Source organism: Flavobacterium sp. UBA7663, assembly GCF_002483315.1.
GTDB lineage: Bacteria > Bacteroidota > Bacteroidia > Flavobacteriales > Flavobacteriaceae > Flavobacterium.
The window spans coordinates 182,657-199,457 of the sequence record NZ_DLHR01000006.1 but is presented as its reverse complement, the minus strand read 5'-3'; the positions used below and the strand labels follow the sequence as shown (position 1 = coordinate 199,457).

15 protein-coding genes are annotated in these 16,801 nt (G+C 33.2%); 5 read left to right on the top strand and 10 right to left on the bottom strand.

The genetic code is table 11. From position 1 onward, the window contains the following. Nucleotides 1-7: 7 nt before the first annotated feature. On the top strand, nucleotides 8-865 hold the full coding sequence (locus B2741_RS01505; protein WP_291134788.1) for a rhomboid family intramembrane serine protease: 858 nt from the start codon (nucleotides 8-10) through the stop codon (nucleotides 863-865). A gap of 3 nt (nucleotides 866-868) precedes the next feature. Further along, nucleotides 869-1,909, top strand: a complete 1,041-nt coding sequence (locus B2741_RS01500; protein ID WP_291134786.1) for an endonuclease/exonuclease/phosphatase family protein — start codon at nucleotides 869-871, stop codon at nucleotides 1,907-1,909. A 2-nt stretch (nucleotides 1,910-1,911) separates the two neighbouring features. On the opposite strand, the gene B2741_RS01495 is transcribed toward B2741_RS01500, so the two are convergent. The 9 genes from B2741_RS01495 to B2741_RS01455 all read right to left on the bottom strand — a co-directional run bounded on the left by B2741_RS01495 (nucleotide 1,912) and on the right by B2741_RS01455 (nucleotide 11,745). Continuing rightward, a complete protein-coding gene (locus B2741_RS01495; protein ID WP_291134784.1) occupies nucleotides 1,912-2,523 on the bottom strand; it encodes a WbqC family protein in 612 nt (203 codons plus the stop codon). A 15-nt stretch (nucleotides 2,524-2,538) separates the two neighbouring features. Beyond that, nucleotides 2,539-4,092: a signal peptidase I gene (lepB, locus tag B2741_RS01490; RefSeq protein ID WP_291134782.1), complete on the bottom strand. Its 1,554-nt coding sequence runs from the start codon at nucleotides 4,090-4,092 to the stop codon at nucleotides 2,539-2,541. 45 nt (nucleotides 4,093-4,137) lie between these two features. Further along, on the bottom strand, nucleotides 4,138-4,500 hold the full coding sequence (locus B2741_RS01485) for a four helix bundle protein (RefSeq protein WP_291134780.1): 363 nt from the start codon (nucleotides 4,498-4,500) through the stop codon (nucleotides 4,138-4,140). 29 nt (nucleotides 4,501-4,529) lie between these two features. Further along, nucleotides 4,530-5,231 (bottom strand): 4-hydroxy-tetrahydrodipicolinate reductase, encoded by a 702-nt coding sequence (gene dapB, locus B2741_RS01480; protein WP_291134778.1) that lies wholly within the window; start codon nucleotides 5,229-5,231, stop codon nucleotides 4,530-4,532. 44 nt (nucleotides 5,232-5,275) lie between these two features. Continuing rightward, nucleotides 5,276-5,836 (bottom strand): DUF5683 domain-containing protein, encoded by a 561-nt coding sequence (locus tag B2741_RS01475; RefSeq protein WP_291134776.1) that lies wholly within the window; start codon nucleotides 5,834-5,836, stop codon nucleotides 5,276-5,278. Then, nucleotides 5,836-6,735 carry a ParB/RepB/Spo0J family partition protein gene (locus B2741_RS01470; protein ID WP_291134774.1) on the bottom strand — a complete coding sequence of 300 codons (900 nt, stop codon included), beginning with the start codon at nucleotides 6,733-6,735 and terminating at the stop codon, nucleotides 5,836-5,838. Before B2741_RS01470 ends, B2741_RS01475 begins: the two co-directional genes overlap by 1 nt. A gap of 8 nt (nucleotides 6,736-6,743) precedes the next feature. Continuing rightward, a complete protein-coding gene (locus B2741_RS01465; protein WP_291134772.1) occupies nucleotides 6,744-7,508 on the bottom strand; it encodes a ParA family protein in 765 nt (254 codons plus the stop codon). Between the two features lie 480 nt (nucleotides 7,509-7,988). After that, nucleotides 7,989-10,406, bottom strand: a complete 2,418-nt coding sequence (locus B2741_RS01460) for a T9SS type B sorting domain-containing protein (protein WP_291134770.1) — start codon at nucleotides 10,404-10,406, stop codon at nucleotides 7,989-7,991. A 211-nt stretch (nucleotides 10,407-10,617) separates the two neighbouring features. Next, nucleotides 10,618-11,745: a methionine aminotransferase gene (locus B2741_RS01455; protein WP_291134768.1), complete on the bottom strand. Its 1,128-nt coding sequence runs from the start codon at nucleotides 11,743-11,745 to the stop codon at nucleotides 10,618-10,620. Between the two features lie 60 nt (nucleotides 11,746-11,805). Between B2741_RS01455 and B2741_RS01450 the strand changes: the two genes are divergently transcribed. The 3 genes from B2741_RS01450 (at nucleotide 11,806) to B2741_RS01440 (ending at nucleotide 14,613) form a co-directional block, all read left to right on the top strand. After that, nucleotides 11,806-12,366, top strand: a complete 561-nt coding sequence (locus B2741_RS01450; protein WP_291134766.1) for a hypothetical protein — start codon at nucleotides 11,806-11,808, stop codon at nucleotides 12,364-12,366. 68 nt (nucleotides 12,367-12,434) lie between these two features. Continuing rightward, entirely contained in the window at nucleotides 12,435-12,641 is a 207-nt protein-coding gene (locus B2741_RS01445) for a helix-turn-helix domain-containing protein (RefSeq protein WP_231843315.1), read from the top strand. Beyond that, on the top strand, nucleotides 12,634-14,613 hold the full coding sequence (locus B2741_RS01440; protein ID WP_291134763.1) for a DUF2075 domain-containing protein: 1,980 nt from the start codon (nucleotides 12,634-12,636) through the stop codon (nucleotides 14,611-14,613). Before B2741_RS01445 ends, B2741_RS01440 begins: the two co-directional genes overlap by 8 nt. 58 nt (nucleotides 14,614-14,671) lie before the next feature. Here B2741_RS01440 and scpA read toward each other — a convergent pair whose 3' ends face one another. Further along, a complete protein-coding gene (gene scpA, locus B2741_RS01435) occupies nucleotides 14,672-16,795 on the bottom strand; it encodes a methylmalonyl-CoA mutase (protein WP_291134761.1) in 2,124 nt (707 codons plus the stop codon). Nucleotides 16,796-16,801: the final 6 nt, after the last annotated feature.

The following is a 16,801-nucleotide window of genomic DNA, read 5'->3' as shown; positions in this document are numbered from 1 at the left end:
AAAAAAGATGAACATTTTAGACGATTTAAAACTACAATACAAAACAGGAGGCATGGTGCAAAAGTTAATCTTTTGGAACATTGGTTTCTTCTTGTTTTCGTTGGTGTTTTTTTATAGTTTTTCTGTTGGGAAATTCCAAATTCCAACATGGATTGCTTTGTCTTCTGATTTAGGAACGTTCATTAGAACACCTTGGACATTAATTACGTTTAATTTCTTTCATGGTGGATTTTTGCATTTGATTTTTAATCTTATGGTGCTTCATTTTTCAGGACGTTTATTTAATACCTATTTTACAGATAAGCAGTTATTCGGTGTTTATGTTTTAGGCGGTATTTTCTCTGGAATCACCTTCGTTATATCTTATATTTTTATTGGAAAAGCAGGTTTGTTAGTTGGAGCAAGTGGTGCTATTATGGCCATTTTAATTGCTACAGCAACGTATGCGCCTTTTATGTTGTTGCGTATCCCGTTAATCGGAATTGTAAAATTATGGCATGTCGCTTTTGTGATTTTGTTAGTTGATTTAATTCAAATGCCGTTAGATAACACTGGCGGACATTTAGCACATCTTGGTGGCGCTTTATTCGGATTTATCTACATAAAATTATTGCAATCGGGTACAGATATTACAAAGCCTTTTTCAGCTCTATTAGATGGTTTTGCGAATCTTTTAAAACCAAAAAAGAAAACACCATTTAAAAAAGTGCATCGTAATACAACAAAAAATGGCGTAAATTCGTTTCAAGAGAATAAAGATGTAACACAAAAACAGATTGATGATATTTTAGATAAAATCAGTAAATCGGGTTATGATAGTTTAACAAAAGAAGAAAAGGAATTCCTATTTAAAGCAGGAAAGTAGTACATGCAAAAGCAAAGTTGGTTAAGCAAATTAATGTTTTTTCTTAATATAGTTCTAGCTGTAGTAACTTTCGTTGCTTATACTTTACCTTTTTTAGCGCCAAAAGTTTTTCCATTTTTAAGCGTTTTAACATTAGGATTACCTGTTTTTTTATTCCTTAACTTTTTCTTTTTTGTGTATTGGTTACTTCAGTTAAAGCGTTATATGTTGCTTTCTGGATTTGTTTTGTTGCTAGGAATTACGTTTGTAAATCGATTTTATAAATTTTCTGAAACCAATATTCCAACTGAAAATTCCGATTTTAAATTGATGAGTTACAACGTTAGATTATTCAATTTATATGAATGGTTACCCAATACAGATGTACCTGAACAAATTTCAAAATTCATAGTGGAAGAACAGCCTGATATTTTGTGTTTGCAAGAATTTTCTCCAAACAAATTGGTTTCGAAATCGTTCAATTTTAAATACAATTTTACAAAATTGTACGGAGGAAAAAATAAATACGGACAAGCCATTTATTCTAATTTTAAAATAATTGACGAAGGAGAAATTGAGTTTCCAAATTCTAGCAACAATGTCATTTTTGCTGATATTGTTAAAGGTAAAGATACCATGCGTGTTTACAGTATGCATTTACAATCCATAAAAATCAGTACTGATATTCATGAAAAAATTGATGAGGAAAAGTCAAAGTTTATTTTCAAACGTTTAAGTGAAGCTTTTACTGTGCAGCAGCAACAGGCTGAATTGATTAAAAAGCATTTTGAAGATTGTAAATTTTCAAAAATTATTTGTGGCGATTTGAACAATAGTGCTTTTTCTTATGTGTATCGAACCATTAAAGGCGATATGAAAGATGCTTTTGAACAAGCAGGAACTGGTTTTGGTAAATCGTATAATTACAAATATTATCCTGCTAGAATTGATTATGTTTTTGTAGAAGAAAATATTGAAGTAAAGGAATTCAAATCGATTGAAACTTTTCAGCAAAGTGATCATTTTCCGCAAATTACACGTTTGAAAATCGGAGAAAAAGAATAATGCTAAAGTTGTTGGTTCTTCAAATAATCTACGGCATATCTACCGTCGTTAAATAGCAAATCCAGAATGCTTAAATTATTGATAAAACCATGTTTTTCATTGAAAACCTGCGTGTATTCTTCTATTTGAGTGGTGTCTTTTTTCCCGTTTACTAAATGTCTGAAATCAGTATAATCAGGAACTTCATGGAAGAATTCAGTAGTTTTTTGGGGTTGGATATTAATTCCTAATGAATCATTTACTAATTGAAAAACTTCTAAATTCAAATCCATTAAAAACTCATGTTTTTTTTCAAATAATGGACGAAAATCATCTTCAAAATATTCAAAGAAAGGAGAAGTTCGGTAAGCTGCTTCTAAGGATTTAAAGTGGTTTTTTTGCCATCCAAAATCATTTTCAATACGAACATCTTTATATTTTTGATGTTTTTCAATAGCATGTTTTACAGGAATATTTAGTAATTGAACACCGTTTGGACTATAAATATACATCCTATTTCTGTTGGTTTGTTTTTGGAAATTATCTTCCATTTCAAACGTAACTGAATCAGCCTTAATCATAGCAATGTAATGACTAATTGATGGAAAATAAGTTGGATGTATAAGGATGTTCATTTTGGTAATTTGAAATTAAGCGTCTTCTTTCTTTTTCTTCTTTTTTCTGAAATAATCAAAAGCAAAGTAAGCTGCTAAAGCAATTAAGAAATATTGGAAATACGATTTTGGTTGCCCATCACCACGAACAGTTGTGAATAATCTGTCCCAACGAATGCTCCAGTTTTTGAGGCCATCGTTGATACCATCAATACTCATCCAAATGAAAATTGGTTTTCCAACGATATGATCAGCCGGAACAAAGCCCCAATAACGTGAATCTAATGAGTTGTGACGATTGTCTCCCATCATCCAATAGTAATCTTGTTTGAAAGTATAAGAAGTTGCAACTTGTCCGTTGATACGAATTTCATTACCATTTACTTTTAAATCGTTTCCTTCGTATTCACCTATTACTTTTTTATAAAAAGGAAGTGTTTCTTTATTTAATTCAACTGTTTTTCCTGCTTCAGGAATGTAAATTGGGCCTAAATTGTCTACGTTCCAATCTTTTGTTCCAGGAAAAATAGTTTTATCAGTTTCTTTATGAATAATGCGTTCAACTTTGGTAAGTCCAGGAATATTTTTTAATCTATCTACAGACGATTGAGGTAAAGCACTGAAAATTAAAGTGTCGTTTGCTATCTGTCCAAAAGCATCCGTTATATTGAGTTCTTTTTTAATATAATCTAAATCAACGGGTGTTTTTCCGTCCCAAGCTACTTTATATGAATACTGCGGTTTCGCTCTTTCTGGAAGAATTGATTCTTTTCCATTTATAAAAATAATACCTTCTTTAATTTCAATTTTATCACCAGGAATAGCCGTACAACGTTTTACATAATTGGTTTTCTTGTCGATAGGCTTATCGTATCTTTTATCAGCCGCTTTGTACATGTGAAATAAAGTATCAGCTGGCCAGTTGAAAACTACAATATCATTACGCTCAATTTTTTGCAATGCAGGAAATCTAAAATAAGGTAATGAAGGTTTAGCACTATATGATTTTACTTTTACAATTGGTAAAGTATCATGAACCATAGGTGCAGCAATTGGCGTCATTGGGGTTCTTGCTCCATAATGAAATTTACTCACAAATAAAAAGTCTCCTACCAATAACGATTTTTCTAATGATGAAGTTGGAATGGTATAAGGTTGTATGAAATACGTGTGAACTAAGGTCGCAACAACAATTGCAAAAGACAACGAACCCAAAGTATCCATTGTTTTGTTTGGTGCCGTTAAATCGCGATTTGCATGATAGGTTACTTTTTGTGTGTAATTTACATAAGCGATGTAAAATCCTAATGTAATAAGACCTAAAACCATGTCAACGGTTGATTTTTTACCAAAAGTTCTTAGGGTTTCAATCCAAATAATTGGGAATAAAAACAAGTTGATGACTGGAATAAAAAGCAATAAAATCCACCATTTTGGTCGGTTGATGATTTGCATTAATACAATTCCGTTATACACCGGAACAAATGCTTCCCATGCTTTTCTACCTGCTTTTACATATAATTTCCAAGTTCCAATTCCGTGAATTACTTGAACTAATAAGATAAAGATTAACCAACCTGATATTTCCATAATTTTATTTTTAGAAAAAAGAATATAGAGAATAGAATATAGACTTTATTGAAGTCCGTTTTGAAATCCCATTGCCATTCTCTGAAATTCTTCTAGTTTATTTTCAATTGTTTGATGAGTATTATCGTCTATGTAATTTTTGTGTCGTGCTATAATAAGTTGAGTTGCTAATTCAAAAGATGAGCCCAAAGATATATCAATAAAATGACTGAAAGATTTATCTGTTCGTGAAGATCCTTCTGCAATATTACTTGAAATAGAAATTGAACTTTTGTTCATTTGAGAACTTAAATCATATTGTTCATGCTTTGGAAAAAGGACTAAAATATCTGAAATGTCTTTTGCTATTTCTATCCCTAATAACCAAATTTTCAAATTCTTATGATTATGTCTCTTTTTACCACTCATTTGGTCTTTTTTCTGTTTTCTATATTCTATTATCTTAAACCTAAAACATCTTTCATAGTGAAAACACCTTTTTTGCCTACTAACCATTCGGCAGCAACAACAGCTCCTAATGCAAAACCTTCTCTGCTGTGTGCTGTGTGTTTGATTTCGATTTGGTCAACTTCGCTATCATAGAAAATACTATGCGTTCCAGGAACGTTTTCGATGCGTTTTGCTTCAATGTGTATTTCGTTGCTAATTGGTGTTTCTAATGTCCAATTGACATAGTCGGTATGTTTGATAACTCCTTCTGCTAATGTTATTGCTGTGCCACTTGGCGCATCTAATTTTTGTGTGTGATGAATTTCTTCCATTGAAACGTTGTATTGTTTCAAATTGGCCATCATTTTGGCTAAATATTCATTCAATTCAAAAAACACATTTACGCCTAAACTAAAATTAGAGGCATAAATAAAACTTCCGTTTTTAGCTTCACACAAGTTTACCATTTTTGGATAATCTGCAACCCAACCTGTAGTCCCTGAAATAACAGGAATTCCGTTGTTTAAACATTCTGATATATTTTCTACAGCACTATCAGGAACGCTAAAATCGATAGCGACATCGGCATTTAATAATCCTTCAAAAGTGTTGTTTTGGTCTTTTTTTAATACGATTTCATGACCTCTTTCTAAAGCTATTCTTTCAATAACTTTTCCCATTTTTCCGTATCCTAAAAGTGCAATTTTCATAGTAGTTAGTTGTTGGATTGATTGAAATGTTACCCAAATTTTTGTTAAAAACGATAGGTGAGTGTCATTCCGTAATTGAATCTGTAATCCATTTGATTTTGATTCATATCGGGTTTTAAAGAAAGATTATCATTAACGTTGAATTGCATTAAATGCGCGTCGATATTGGCATCTACAATATTTAAAATGTAAATAGCACCCGTAATTAAAGCAGACAAATCTCTGTTTTTTTGATGAAATTTTTGGGCACGAATTAATCTATCGTTGTCTAAACTTCCATAAATTGGATGATTAGGGTCAGAAGTTCCATCTAATCTTCTTTTGTATTCGTCTCTGTATTCGTGATATTTATTTTGATTGAAAGTATAGTAGTAAATACCAGCACCTAAACCAGCATAAACAATTGGAATTTTCCAATATTTTTTATTGTAAGCTTGACCTAAACCTGGTAAAAGAGCTGAATAGAAAGCGGCTCTAGCTGGACGATTCGGATCTATAACTGCTTTTACAGTGTCTTTAGGAACCAAAGAAATCTCTTCTTGCGCTCTTCCTTCAAAACTTAGAAAAAGACAAGTTAAAATGAATATGTATTGAAGTTTTCTCACTAAGAATTGATTAGTTTCAAGATACGATTAAAGTCTTCTTCTGAGTGAAATGGAATCGTAATTTTCCCTTTTCCGTTACCCACTACTTTAACATCAACTTTTGTTCCGAAATAATTAGCAAATGCTTTTTTCTCATCTTCTTTAATGTCAAATGAATTGCCTTTTACAGGTTTAGCTGTTTTTGGTTTTAAACTATCTTGATAATTTTTAACCAAAGCTTCTGTTTCTCTAACCGAAAGATTTTGCGTTACCACTTTATGATAAATATCGCTTTGAACATCTTGATTGTCAATATTAATCAACGCTCTTCCGTGTCCCATTGAAATAAAACCATCTCTCATTCCAGTTTGAATGATTGGGTCTAATTTCAATAAACGTAAATAATTGGTAATGGTAGAACGTTTTTTTCCAACACGCTCGCTCAATTCTTCTTGCGTTAAATTGATTTCTTCAATTAATCGTTGGTATGAAATAGCCACCTCAATAGGATCTAAATCATGACGTTGGATGTTTTCTACCAAAGCCATAACCAATGATTCGTTGTCATTTGCCAAACGAATGTATGCCGGAATCGTTTTCAATCCGATTAATTTAGATGCACGCAAACGACGTTCTCCCGAAATTAATTGGTAGTTATTGAAATCTAATTTTCGAACAGTAATCGGCTGAATCACGCCTAGTTCTTTAATTGATTTGGCTAATTCTTGTAACGTTTCTTCATTGAAATTTGTTCTCGGTTGAAACGGATTAATTTCAATCGATTCAATATCTAATTCAATAATATTTCCTACAACTTTATCTGCGTTTTTGTCCTCAACCGATTTAATATCGTTTTCAGGATCTTTCAATAAAGCCGATAATCCTCTTCCTAAGGCTTGTTTTTTTACCGCTTTTGTCATCTTCTCTATTATTGATTTTTCTTAATAATTTCTTCTGCCAAGTTCAAATAATTAGTCGCTCCTTTACTCGTAGCGTCATAATTAATAATGCTTTCTCCAAAACTTGGTGCTTCGCTCAATTTGATATTTCTTTGAATAATCGTTTCAAAAACCATATCGTTAAAGTGTTTTTGAACTTCTTCAACCACTTGGTTCGATAAACGCAAGCGAGAATCGTACATGGTTAATAACAATCCTTCAATATCTAAATTAGGATTGTGTATTTTTTGAACACTTTTAATGGTGTTTAATAATTTTCCTAAACCTTCTAATGCAAAATATTCGCACTGAATTGGAATTACAACACTATCTGCAGCTGTTAATGCATTCAATGTTAATAATCCTAAAGAAGGAGCACAGTCAATCAAAATATAATCATATTTATCTTTTACACTTTCCAAAGCTTTTTTAAGCATGTACTCACGATTTTCTTTGTCTACTAATTCAATTTCGATAGCCACCAAGTCAATATGAGCCGGAATCACCATAACATTTGGTGCCGAACAAGAAACAGTTGCCTCTTCAGGTGTTGCGCTATGTTCTAGAACTTGATAGGAACCAATTTCTACACTTTCCACATCGATTCCTAAACCCGAACTGGCATTAGCCTGCGGATCAGCATCGATTAAAAGTACTTTCTTTTCTAAAACACCCAGAGACGCCGCTAAGTTTACAGATGTAGTTGTTTTACCAACACCACCTTTTTGATTGGCAATTGCAATGATTTTACCCATTTGATAGTTAAAAATTTTAAGTGGTAAAAATACAATTATTTATGGTTTTTTCAAGTCAATTTTGTTAACAATGGGTTAAAGTGTAACTTAACTGATTTAGAGACAGAAAAATATCGAAATAAAAATATTTTGAAGCCACACTTTAGGCATTTTTTAAAGGTCGATTCCCGCTTTCCGTTGCAATAATTTTGCAAAAGTTTTTTGACTTTTACAAAATGGATTTTCACTACAATCGGGGCTACAATCAATCGTTTAGGAATAAAAAATAAAAAACACGAAGATCATTCGTGTTTGGAGGTGTATTAATCACGCTTTGGTGAATTTTTCTTATTTCGTTTTTCTTCTTTTTTCTCTTTTGCGGTTTTCAAAGGTTCTTTCTTTGCGGTTTTCTTCGCGTCTTGACTTTTTGCCATAATTTCTAGGTTTTTAGTAAATGTAGTAATTAAAAAGCAAATATCATTTAATCTTTTTCATTTAGTGTCATCGAATTAAACTGAAATTGGCTCTAAATTTTTTAGCAGCATTGTTTTCTTGGTAATCAATAGTAAACCAATAATCACTTGAAGGTAATTGATTTCCATTGTATTTACCATCCCAAGATAAATTAGTTTCAGAAAGTTGTGTAATTAATTTTCCATAACGATCAAAAATCGAAATTTTCCAATTTTCAAAACTATCCATACCTACAATTGTCCAAAAATCATTTATGCCATCATCATTTGGAGTAAAATAATTGGGATAGTTTATTATAAAAATATCTTCAGATATAAAATTACCACATCCATTCTGATCCATAACTGTTATGGTATGATTTCCTGGACTCACATTTTCAAAAATATTACTTTCCTGAATGGTCCCATTGTCGAGTTGATAGTAATAATTTCCGCTTGGAGAGGCAATAATAGTGATGGTTTGATTTTGTGTAAAAGCACCAGATACAGAATAAGTAATGCTTGTAAGTGTTGATTGTAAAACGATTGTATTTATCGTTTGCGGATTAGCACAAGAACCTAGATTTGGTGTAAAAGTATAACTACCTGAAACTAAATTATCAATTACAGCTGGGGACCAAGTTCCTGAAATTCCATTCGGAGAAGTAGAAGATAAGACAGGAGGTGTTTCTCCAGAACATAATGAAATGGTGCTAGGAAAATCGGGAGAAAAGCTGTTTCCAATCGTAATATTTATTTGGTACGGAAGAATATTTTGACAAGAACCCACTTGAGGTGTAAAAGTATAGGTTGTAGTTCCTGATGTTGTTGTATTTATTATTGCAGGATTCCAAGTTCCTGCAATTGGAGTTGTATTTGATGATGATGTTGGTAAAACTTCTGGGGTTGCATTTATACAATAAGTAGTAGTTATCGGTGGAAAAACTAAAGCAATAGTAGTTGCAGGCGTTACAGTTACAACAATGGTTTCGGGAGTTCCTGCGCAACCATTTAAAATGGGTGTAACCACATAAGTTACAGTTCCTGTTGTTGTTCCATTATATTGTAATGTTTGATTGATATTCGTACCCGAACTATTTGAAAAACCTGTAACATCAGAAGATGAAGCAGTCCAATTTAAAGAAGCATTAACATCAGAAGCAACAAGTGATATCATGGTATTGGAGTTGGTGCATAAAGTTGTTGGTCCTGAATAAGTAACTGAAATTGCGGGTAATAATGTTACAGCAGTTCTAGTATTACTTCTACATCCACTTGAAATAGTGACAGTTTCAGCATAATAAGTTCCGGTGGAAGTAGGTGTGTAAGTCGTTGAATTTGCTAACAAAAGATTTCCGTTTGTGGGACTATCATACCAATTAGCACTTTCTCCAGCCAAAACACTAACGCTTAAACTCGTAGCTTGATTGGTGCAAAAACGTTGGGCACCATTTGAAATTGGAGCATTTGGAGCTGAAATTAAAGATACGGTGTAAATATCTGAAAAAGTGGAACAAAACGCATTGTTTAAATTAGCAATGTCTTGCGCAACTTTAACACGATAATACGTTGTGTTTGTTATATTTGGAATGGTATAATTTGCTGTGTTTTCGCCAGGAATATCCATGAAATTAATGTTATCACTGCTTTGTTGCCATTGGTAAACATGAGAAATACTACCTGTTGTTACTACTTGTAAATTCGGGTTGGTAATGCTTGAATTTTGACAAACGGTCATTGCACTTCCAGTAGTTGCCGTGTTGATAATGGCGCTATTTTCTCCACAAGCTCTAAACATGATATCATCAATAGCCAAATCGTTTCCGCAACCACCAACACCGTTATTTCGCATTTTTAAAATTACCGAAGTTTGTCCTGCAGGCATTGTGAAAACTAATCCAAATTGATTCCATATCGGAGTTGAAGTTCCTGCAATATTCCCAGTATTTCCTGAACGTAACAAAATGGTATCGGTTTCATCCCAAATTTCGAAAGTAACATTAATTGGTATTCCAGTCCCAGGACAACCGCCTGATGCCGCGTTATAAATATTTAAAAGCCAAGCCGAAAATTCAAAACGCGTGTTGCTACATAATCCAGTTACGGTTCTTCTGTAAAATTGTCCTGATGAATTACTAGCATTTACGATTAAACATTTTCCGTTTAAACCGTCAACTTCATTATCGGGTGTACGGTCTAGTGAAAAAAGCCAGTTAGGAGAATTCGGAATTATGTTTGTTCTGTGAAATAATGTGTATTGACCATCTTGAGGAAAACCAGTATTAACGTAACTATAATTGGTAACGCCAACTGGTAATGCTGGACCGTAATCTAAACCACTACCAAAATTTTCTAAAAAAATAGGAGCGCCACTACTACCATTACAAAATCCTAACTGACCAAATGAAAGGGCAGAATAAAAAATTAAAACAATAAAAAAATAAAATTCTTTTAATTTTAGTGACATGTTTTTCGGGATATTCATAACTTCTTAAAATTAGAATATCTTTTCAAGAGTTAGAAGCGAAAATCAGTCATAAAAACTATACAAATAATCATTAAGCAATAAATATCAATATTTACTGACTTTAAAGCTGATTTGATGATGTAAATCGTTATTCTGTATAGGTGTTGTTTAGGTTAAAGTTTGATTTTATAAACAAATAAATTTGTTGTTTCTAAATTGAACACAGTTTTTCAGCTGCGGCAATCAAAGTTTCATCGGTTTTCGCAAAACAAAAACGAAGCATGTGTCTATCAGTAGCATCATTATAAAAAACTGAAATCGGGATGGAAGCCACACCATGATTTACAATCAATTCCTTAGCAAAATCCACATCGTTTTTATTCGAAATTTGGTTGTAATTCACCACCTGAAAATACGTTCCATCACAAGGCATCAACTCGAATCGACTGTCTTTGATTAGGTTTTGAAACAAATCACGTTTACGTTGGTACATTTTCGAAACTTCACTAAAATCAACCACTTTCAAATATTCAGAAATAGCGTGTTGCGAAAAACTATTCACACTAAAGACCAAAAATTGATGCACCTTCTTCATTTCAAACATTAGGTTTTCAGGTGCAATTAGATAACCCACTTTCCAACCGGTAACGTGTAATGATTTTCCAAAAGAAGAAGCGATAATCGTTCGTTCTACTAATTTTGGACGTGTATTAAACGAAATATGAGGTTGCGAAAACGTAATATATTCGTACACTTCGTCGCCCAAAATAAGAATTTGAGGATGTTTTTCTAAAATGGTTTCTAAAGCTTCAAAATCTTGTTCTGTCCAAATTCTCCCAGTTGGATTGTGTGGATTGTTGATGACAATCATTTTAGTTTTAGGCGAAATCGCACTTTCAATTCGGTTGAAATTCGGTGTGTAATCATCGTTTAATGAAACACGAACTGGTTTTCCACCCGCTACTAAAACCGAGGGTTCGTAACTGTCATAACTTGGATCTAAAATCAATACTTCATCACCATGATTCACAAACGTGTTAATCGCTGTAAAAACGCCTTGTGTAGCGCCAGCGGTAATCAACATTTCGGTTGTCGTATTGACTTTTCTACCGTATTGTTTTAAGGTTTGATTCGCAATTTTTTCCAATAACGAAGGCAAACCCGCCATTGGGGTATATTGATGAATGTTTTCTCTAATAATGCGTTCTGAAATTTGTAACAAGCGTTCGTCTTCAGGGAAATTTGGAAATCCTTGCGATAAATTAATAGCTCCATGTTCGTTCGCTAATTGCGACATTACAGAGAAAATACTGGTGGTGATGTTAGGTAGTTTTGACATGTTACAAATTTAGGAAACTAAGATAGATTTCTTTTACTTTGTATTTCAAAAAATAGCACATTGAAGATAATTATCCTAACCCCAATGGAAATTGAGCGAGAAAAAGTCCTAAACGCTTTAGCTCGAATTCCGAATTTGAATCATACTTACGAAGTAATCGTTTCTGGAATTGGTCGTGAAAGTACCGCTAAGGCGATGATGCAAATGCCACCACATGATATTTGTGTGTTAATGGGTTTTGCTGCTGTTGTAGGAAAAGAAGCCCATTTACCCGATTATTTGCATTTAGGTAAACCTATCGAAATTACCAATGCTTCGCTATACGGTTACGAAGGCGGCTTGTTTGAAAACGGAAAACCCATTATCACCGAAAAGCCAAAGCTAAATTTGCCTTTTTTGTCTTCCTTAACTTCCGATAAGTTTGTAAGAACAACCGATTTAGCCGAAAAAACGGTAGTAAATATGGAAGATTATACCTTTAAATTTTTGAAAAAACCACAAGATTTTATCGTGCGCATCATCTCCGATTTTTTACCTCACGAAACCGAAATCGACTTTTTTGAAGAAGTGAAAAGTATTGATTTTTTTGAAGGTGTGAAGGCGGTGGATGAGGTGAAGTAAATTCTAATTTTATTTTTGTAGACAATACTCCGTTGTTTAGTAGTCTTCATTTTTTAAACTTTGAGGCTATGAATATTAAACAAAAATTTGGTCTCAAAGTAAAAGAATTGCGAAAAGTAAAAAATTTGTCGCAAGAAAAATTAGCGAACTTAGCTGAAATTGATAGAACATATTTGCCAACAATAGAAAAAGGAGAAAGAAATGTTTCCATTGAAGTAGTTGAAAAATTAGCCAAAGCTCTTGATGTGAAAATTAAAGATTTATTCGATGAATAGGTCTTACTACTCAAATTCTATTGAAGAATTTATCAACGAAGATATTAATTCAATTTACGGAAAAATTTCAGGAAATTTTGATTTGAATAAATTAACTATTCAACAGTCAAATGCATGGAAAAAGCAAATTGAAATTTTAAAACAATCCATATCGTCATTTAGCGGAAAGATTTATTTTGAGTTTACAATCCCAAGAATGGGAAAAAGAGTTGATAATATTTTAATTATTGATAATTGTATTTTTGTTTTAGAATTTAAAATTGGTTCTGATATTTATGATAAATCAGCTAAAGAACAAGCTTTTGATTACGGATTAGACTTGAATAATTTTCATGAAGGAAGTCATAACAAAAATTTAATACCAATCTTAGTTGCTGATAAAGCTCCTTCAATTATAAATACATATTCAAAAAGTTTAGATTGCTTACATCAGACTATTTGCGCAAATTCTTCTAATCTTAAAGATATAATTAATAACACTCTACAAAATTTAAAATCTTTTGAGAAGATAGATATAAAGTTTTGGGAAGAATCTATTTATAAGCCTACTCCAACAATTATTGAAGCAGCAACGGCTCTGTATAAAAAACATAATGTTTTAGAAATTTCAAGAAGTGATTCAGGTGCTGAAAATTTATCAGTAACATCAAATTGTATTTCAGAAATAATTGATTTTTCAAAAAGGAATAATAAGAAATCGATTTGTTTTATTACTGGAGTTCCTGGAGCAGGAAAAACATTGGCAGGTTTAAATATCGCGAACATACGTTCAAATTATATTGAGGAAGAGCATGCAGTTTTCCTTTCAGGAAATGGTCCATTGGTTGATGTTTTAAGAGAAGCTTTAACAAGAGATAAAGTAAAGTCTGCATTGGAAAATGGAGAAAAACTATCAAAAGAAAATGCAAAATCTCAAGTTAAATCATTCATACAAAATATTCATCATTTTAGAGATGCATCTTTAAGAGATGACAAAGCACCAATTGAAAAAGTAACAATATTCGATGAGGCTCAAAGAGCTTGGACGAAGGAACAAGCATCGAGTTTTATGAAAAGAAATAAAGGAAATTCTGAATTTAATAAATCTGAACCTGAATTCTTAATTGAAGTTATGGACAGGCATAAAGATTGGTGTACAATAGTCTGTTTAATAGGAGGAGGACAAGAAATTAATACGGGAGAAGCAGGTTTAGAAGAATGGATTAGACCTTTTGATTATAAATTTAAAGATTGGGATATTTATTATTCATCAAAAATAATAGAAGATGATAATTATATAAAAGACAATTATGCCTTAGAAATTTTAGAAAATAAAAAAGCTGAAAGAAAAGATGAACTTCATTTGTCAGTTTCCTTGCGTTCATTTAGAAGCGCTCAATTATCAAGTTTTATTCAAGAGATTATAAATAATGATATTGTAAAAGCAAATAGTATTTATAAGGAGTTTATTGAAAAAGATTACCCAATTAGAATAACTCGTGATTTAGAAAAAGCAAAAAACTGGTTAAATAATAAAGCAAAAGGGACAGAAAGAACTGGAATTATTGCATCTTCTGGAGCTATTCGATTAAGACCTTTCGGTTTAAATGTTAAAGCTAAGATTGATGCCCCGGTTTGGTTTTTAAACCCCAAAGAAGATATTCGTTCTTCTTATTTTTTGGAAGAAGTTGCAACAGAATTTGATATTCAAGGATTAGAATTAGATTGGACTTGTGTTGCTTGGGATGGTGATTTGTATTATAATAATGAGCAATGGAATTATAAAAAATTTACAGGAACAACTTGGAAGAATTGTAGCGATACTGAAAGAATAAAATATTTGATTAATTCTTATAGGGTTTTATTAACAAGAGCAAGACAAGGTATGATTATTTATATTCCTGAGGGAAATAATGAAGATTTAACTAGGCCGGACTTTATGTATGATGGTACATTTGATTTTTTTATTAAAATCGGAATTAAAGAAATTTAGATAAAACAAAAACACCAACATTTCTGCTGGTGTTTTTTGTTTTTATATTGAGTTTAAGCTATTCCTCCAATAAAACCTCTAAAATCGTAATCGCGGCATCGCTAATTTTAGTTCCAGGACCAAAAACTGCTACAGCTCCGGCGTCGAATAAGAATTGGTAGTCTTGTGCAGGAATTACACCACCCACAATTACCATGATATCTTCTCTTCCGTATTTTTTTAGTTCTTCAATTACTTGTGGTACTAAAGTTTTGTGTCCCGCTGCTAATGAAGAAACGCCTAAAATGTGTACGTCGTTTTCAACTGCTTGTTTGGCTGCTTCTTGTGGTGTTTGAAATAATGGGCCAATGTCTACGTCAAAACCTACGTCGGCATAACCTGTTGCTACTACTTTCGCACCACGATCGTGACCGTCTTGTCCCATTTTCGCAATCATAATACGAGGACGACGACCTTCTTTCTTAGCGAAAGCATCGGCTAACTGTTTTGCTTTTTCAAAACTTTCGTCGTTTTTAATTTCTTTACTATACACGCCGCTAAAACTTCTAATTTGTGCTTTATATCTTCCGAAAACTACTTCTAAAGCATCACTAATTTCGCCTAATGTAGCTCTATTTCGTGCTGCTTCTACTGCTAAAGATAGTAAATTTTCACCACCATTTTTAGCGCTTTCGGTTAATTTTGCCAAACATTCGGCAACTTTAGCGTTATCGCGAGTGGCTTTGATTTGGTCTAAACGTTCAATTTGTTGTTTGCGCACCATTTGGTTATCCACATCCAAAATATGTAACGGATCTTCTTTTTCCAAACGGTATTTGTTCACCCCAACAATAATATCTTGACTACTGTCGATACGTGCTTGTTTGCGCGCAGCAGCTTCTTCAATTCTTAATTTTGGAATTCCAGCTTCAATCGCTTTGGTCATGCCGCCAAGTGCTTCCACTTCTTCAATTAAAGCCCAAGCTTTCTCAGCAATTTCAGCGGTTAAACTTTCCACATAATAACTTCCTGCCCAAGGGTCAACTGTTTTACAGATTTTAGTTTCTTCCTGTAAAAAGATTTGCGTATTACGAGCAATTCGTGCGGAGAAATCGGTTGGTAAAGCAATCGCTTCGTCTAAAGCATTGGTATGTAACGATTGTGTTCCTCCAAAAGCCGCTGCGGCTGCTTCAATTGCAGTTCGAGCCACGTTATTAAAAGGATCTTGCTCGGTTAAACTCCAACCCGAAGTTTGGCAGTGCGTTCTTAAAGCTAAAGATTTTTCGTCTTTTGGGTTGAATTGTTTCAATAATTTTGCCCAAAGCATACGACCGGCACGCATTTTTGCAATTTCCATAAAATGGTTCATTCCAATCGCCCAGAAAAACGAAAGGCGAGGAGCGAACGTATCAATATCCATTCCAGCGGCTAAACCGGTGCGAATGTATTCTAAACCATCAGCTAAAGTGTATGCCAACTCAATATCTGCAGTAGCTCCCGCTTCTTGCATGTGGTAACCCGAAATAGAAATCGAGTTGAATTTTGGCATATTTTTACTCGTATATTCGAAAATATCCGCAATAATTTTCATCGAAGGCGTTGGTGGATAAATGTAGGTATTTCGCACCATGAATTCCTTCAAAATATCATTCTGAATCGTTCCCGATAATAGGTTAGGAGTAACGCCTTGTTCTTCCGCTGCTACGATATAGAATGCCATAATTGGTAAAACCGCACCATTCATCGTCATCGAAACCGACATTTCACCTAAAGGAATTTGGTCGAAAAGTACTTTCATATCTTCCACCGAATCAATCGCAACTCCAGCTTTTCCAACATCACCAACCACTCGTTCATGGTCAGAATCGTAACCTCTGTGTGTGGCTAAATCGAAGGCAACAGATAAACCTTTTTGCCCAGCAGCTAAGTTTCTTCTGTAAAAAGCGTTACTTTCTTCCGCAGTTGAAAATCCCGCATATTGACGAATTGTCCAAGGTCTACGAACGTACATAGTTGCGTATGGTCCGCGTAAATTTGGTGCAAAACCTGCTCCAAAACCAAGGTGTTCTAAATTAGAAATATCTTCTTTAGTGTAAGTTGGTTTTAACTCGATGTTTTCAGCTGTGGTGAAGTGCTGTTTTTCAGAAACTTCTAACTTCTGACTTCTAACTTCTAACTTTAAATGTTGTATATCTTTTCTCATTGCTTT

Bases quoted from the DNA above. Each gene is read 5' to 3' on its own strand.
- B2741_RS01505 (WP_291134788.1), top strand. From the start codon at position 8: ATGAACATTTTAGACGATTTAAAACTACAATACAAAACAGGAGGCATG.
- B2741_RS01500 (WP_291134786.1), top strand. From the start codon at position 869: ATGCAAAAGCAAAGTTGGTTAAGCAAATTAATGTTTTTTCTTAATATA.
- B2741_RS01495 (WP_291134784.1), bottom strand. From the start codon at position 2,523: ATGAACATCCTTATACATCCAACTTATTTTCCATCAATTAGTCATTAC.
- lepB (WP_291134782.1), bottom strand. From the start codon at position 4,092: ATGGAAATATCAGGTTGGTTAATCTTTATCTTATTAGTTCAAGTAATT.
- B2741_RS01485 (WP_291134780.1), bottom strand. From the start codon at position 4,500: ATGAGTGGTAAAAAGAGACATAATCATAAGAATTTGAAAATTTGGTTA.
- dapB (WP_291134778.1), bottom strand. From the start codon at position 5,231: ATGAAAATTGCACTTTTAGGATACGGAAAAATGGGAAAAGTTATTGAA.
- B2741_RS01470 (WP_291134774.1), bottom strand. From the start codon at position 6,735: ATGACAAAAGCGGTAAAAAAACAAGCCTTAGGAAGAGGATTATCGGCT.
- B2741_RS01465 (WP_291134772.1), bottom strand. From the start codon at position 7,508: ATGGGTAAAATCATTGCAATTGCCAATCAAAAAGGTGGTGTTGGTAAA.
- B2741_RS01460 (WP_291134770.1), bottom strand. From the start codon at position 10,406: ATGTCACTAAAATTAAAAGAATTTTATTTTTTTATTGTTTTAATTTTT.
- B2741_RS01455 (WP_291134768.1), bottom strand. From the start codon at position 11,745: ATGTCAAAACTACCTAACATCACCACCAGTATTTTCTCTGTAATGTCG.
- B2741_RS01445 (WP_231843315.1), top strand. From the start codon at position 12,435: ATGAATATTAAACAAAAATTTGGTCTCAAAGTAAAAGAATTGCGAAAA.
- B2741_RS01440 (WP_291134763.1), top strand. From the start codon at position 12,634: ATGAATAGGTCTTACTACTCAAATTCTATTGAAGAATTTATCAACGAA.
- scpA (WP_291134761.1), bottom strand. From the start codon at position 16,795: ATGAGAAAAGATATACAACATTTAAAGTTAGAAGTTAGAAGTCAGAAG.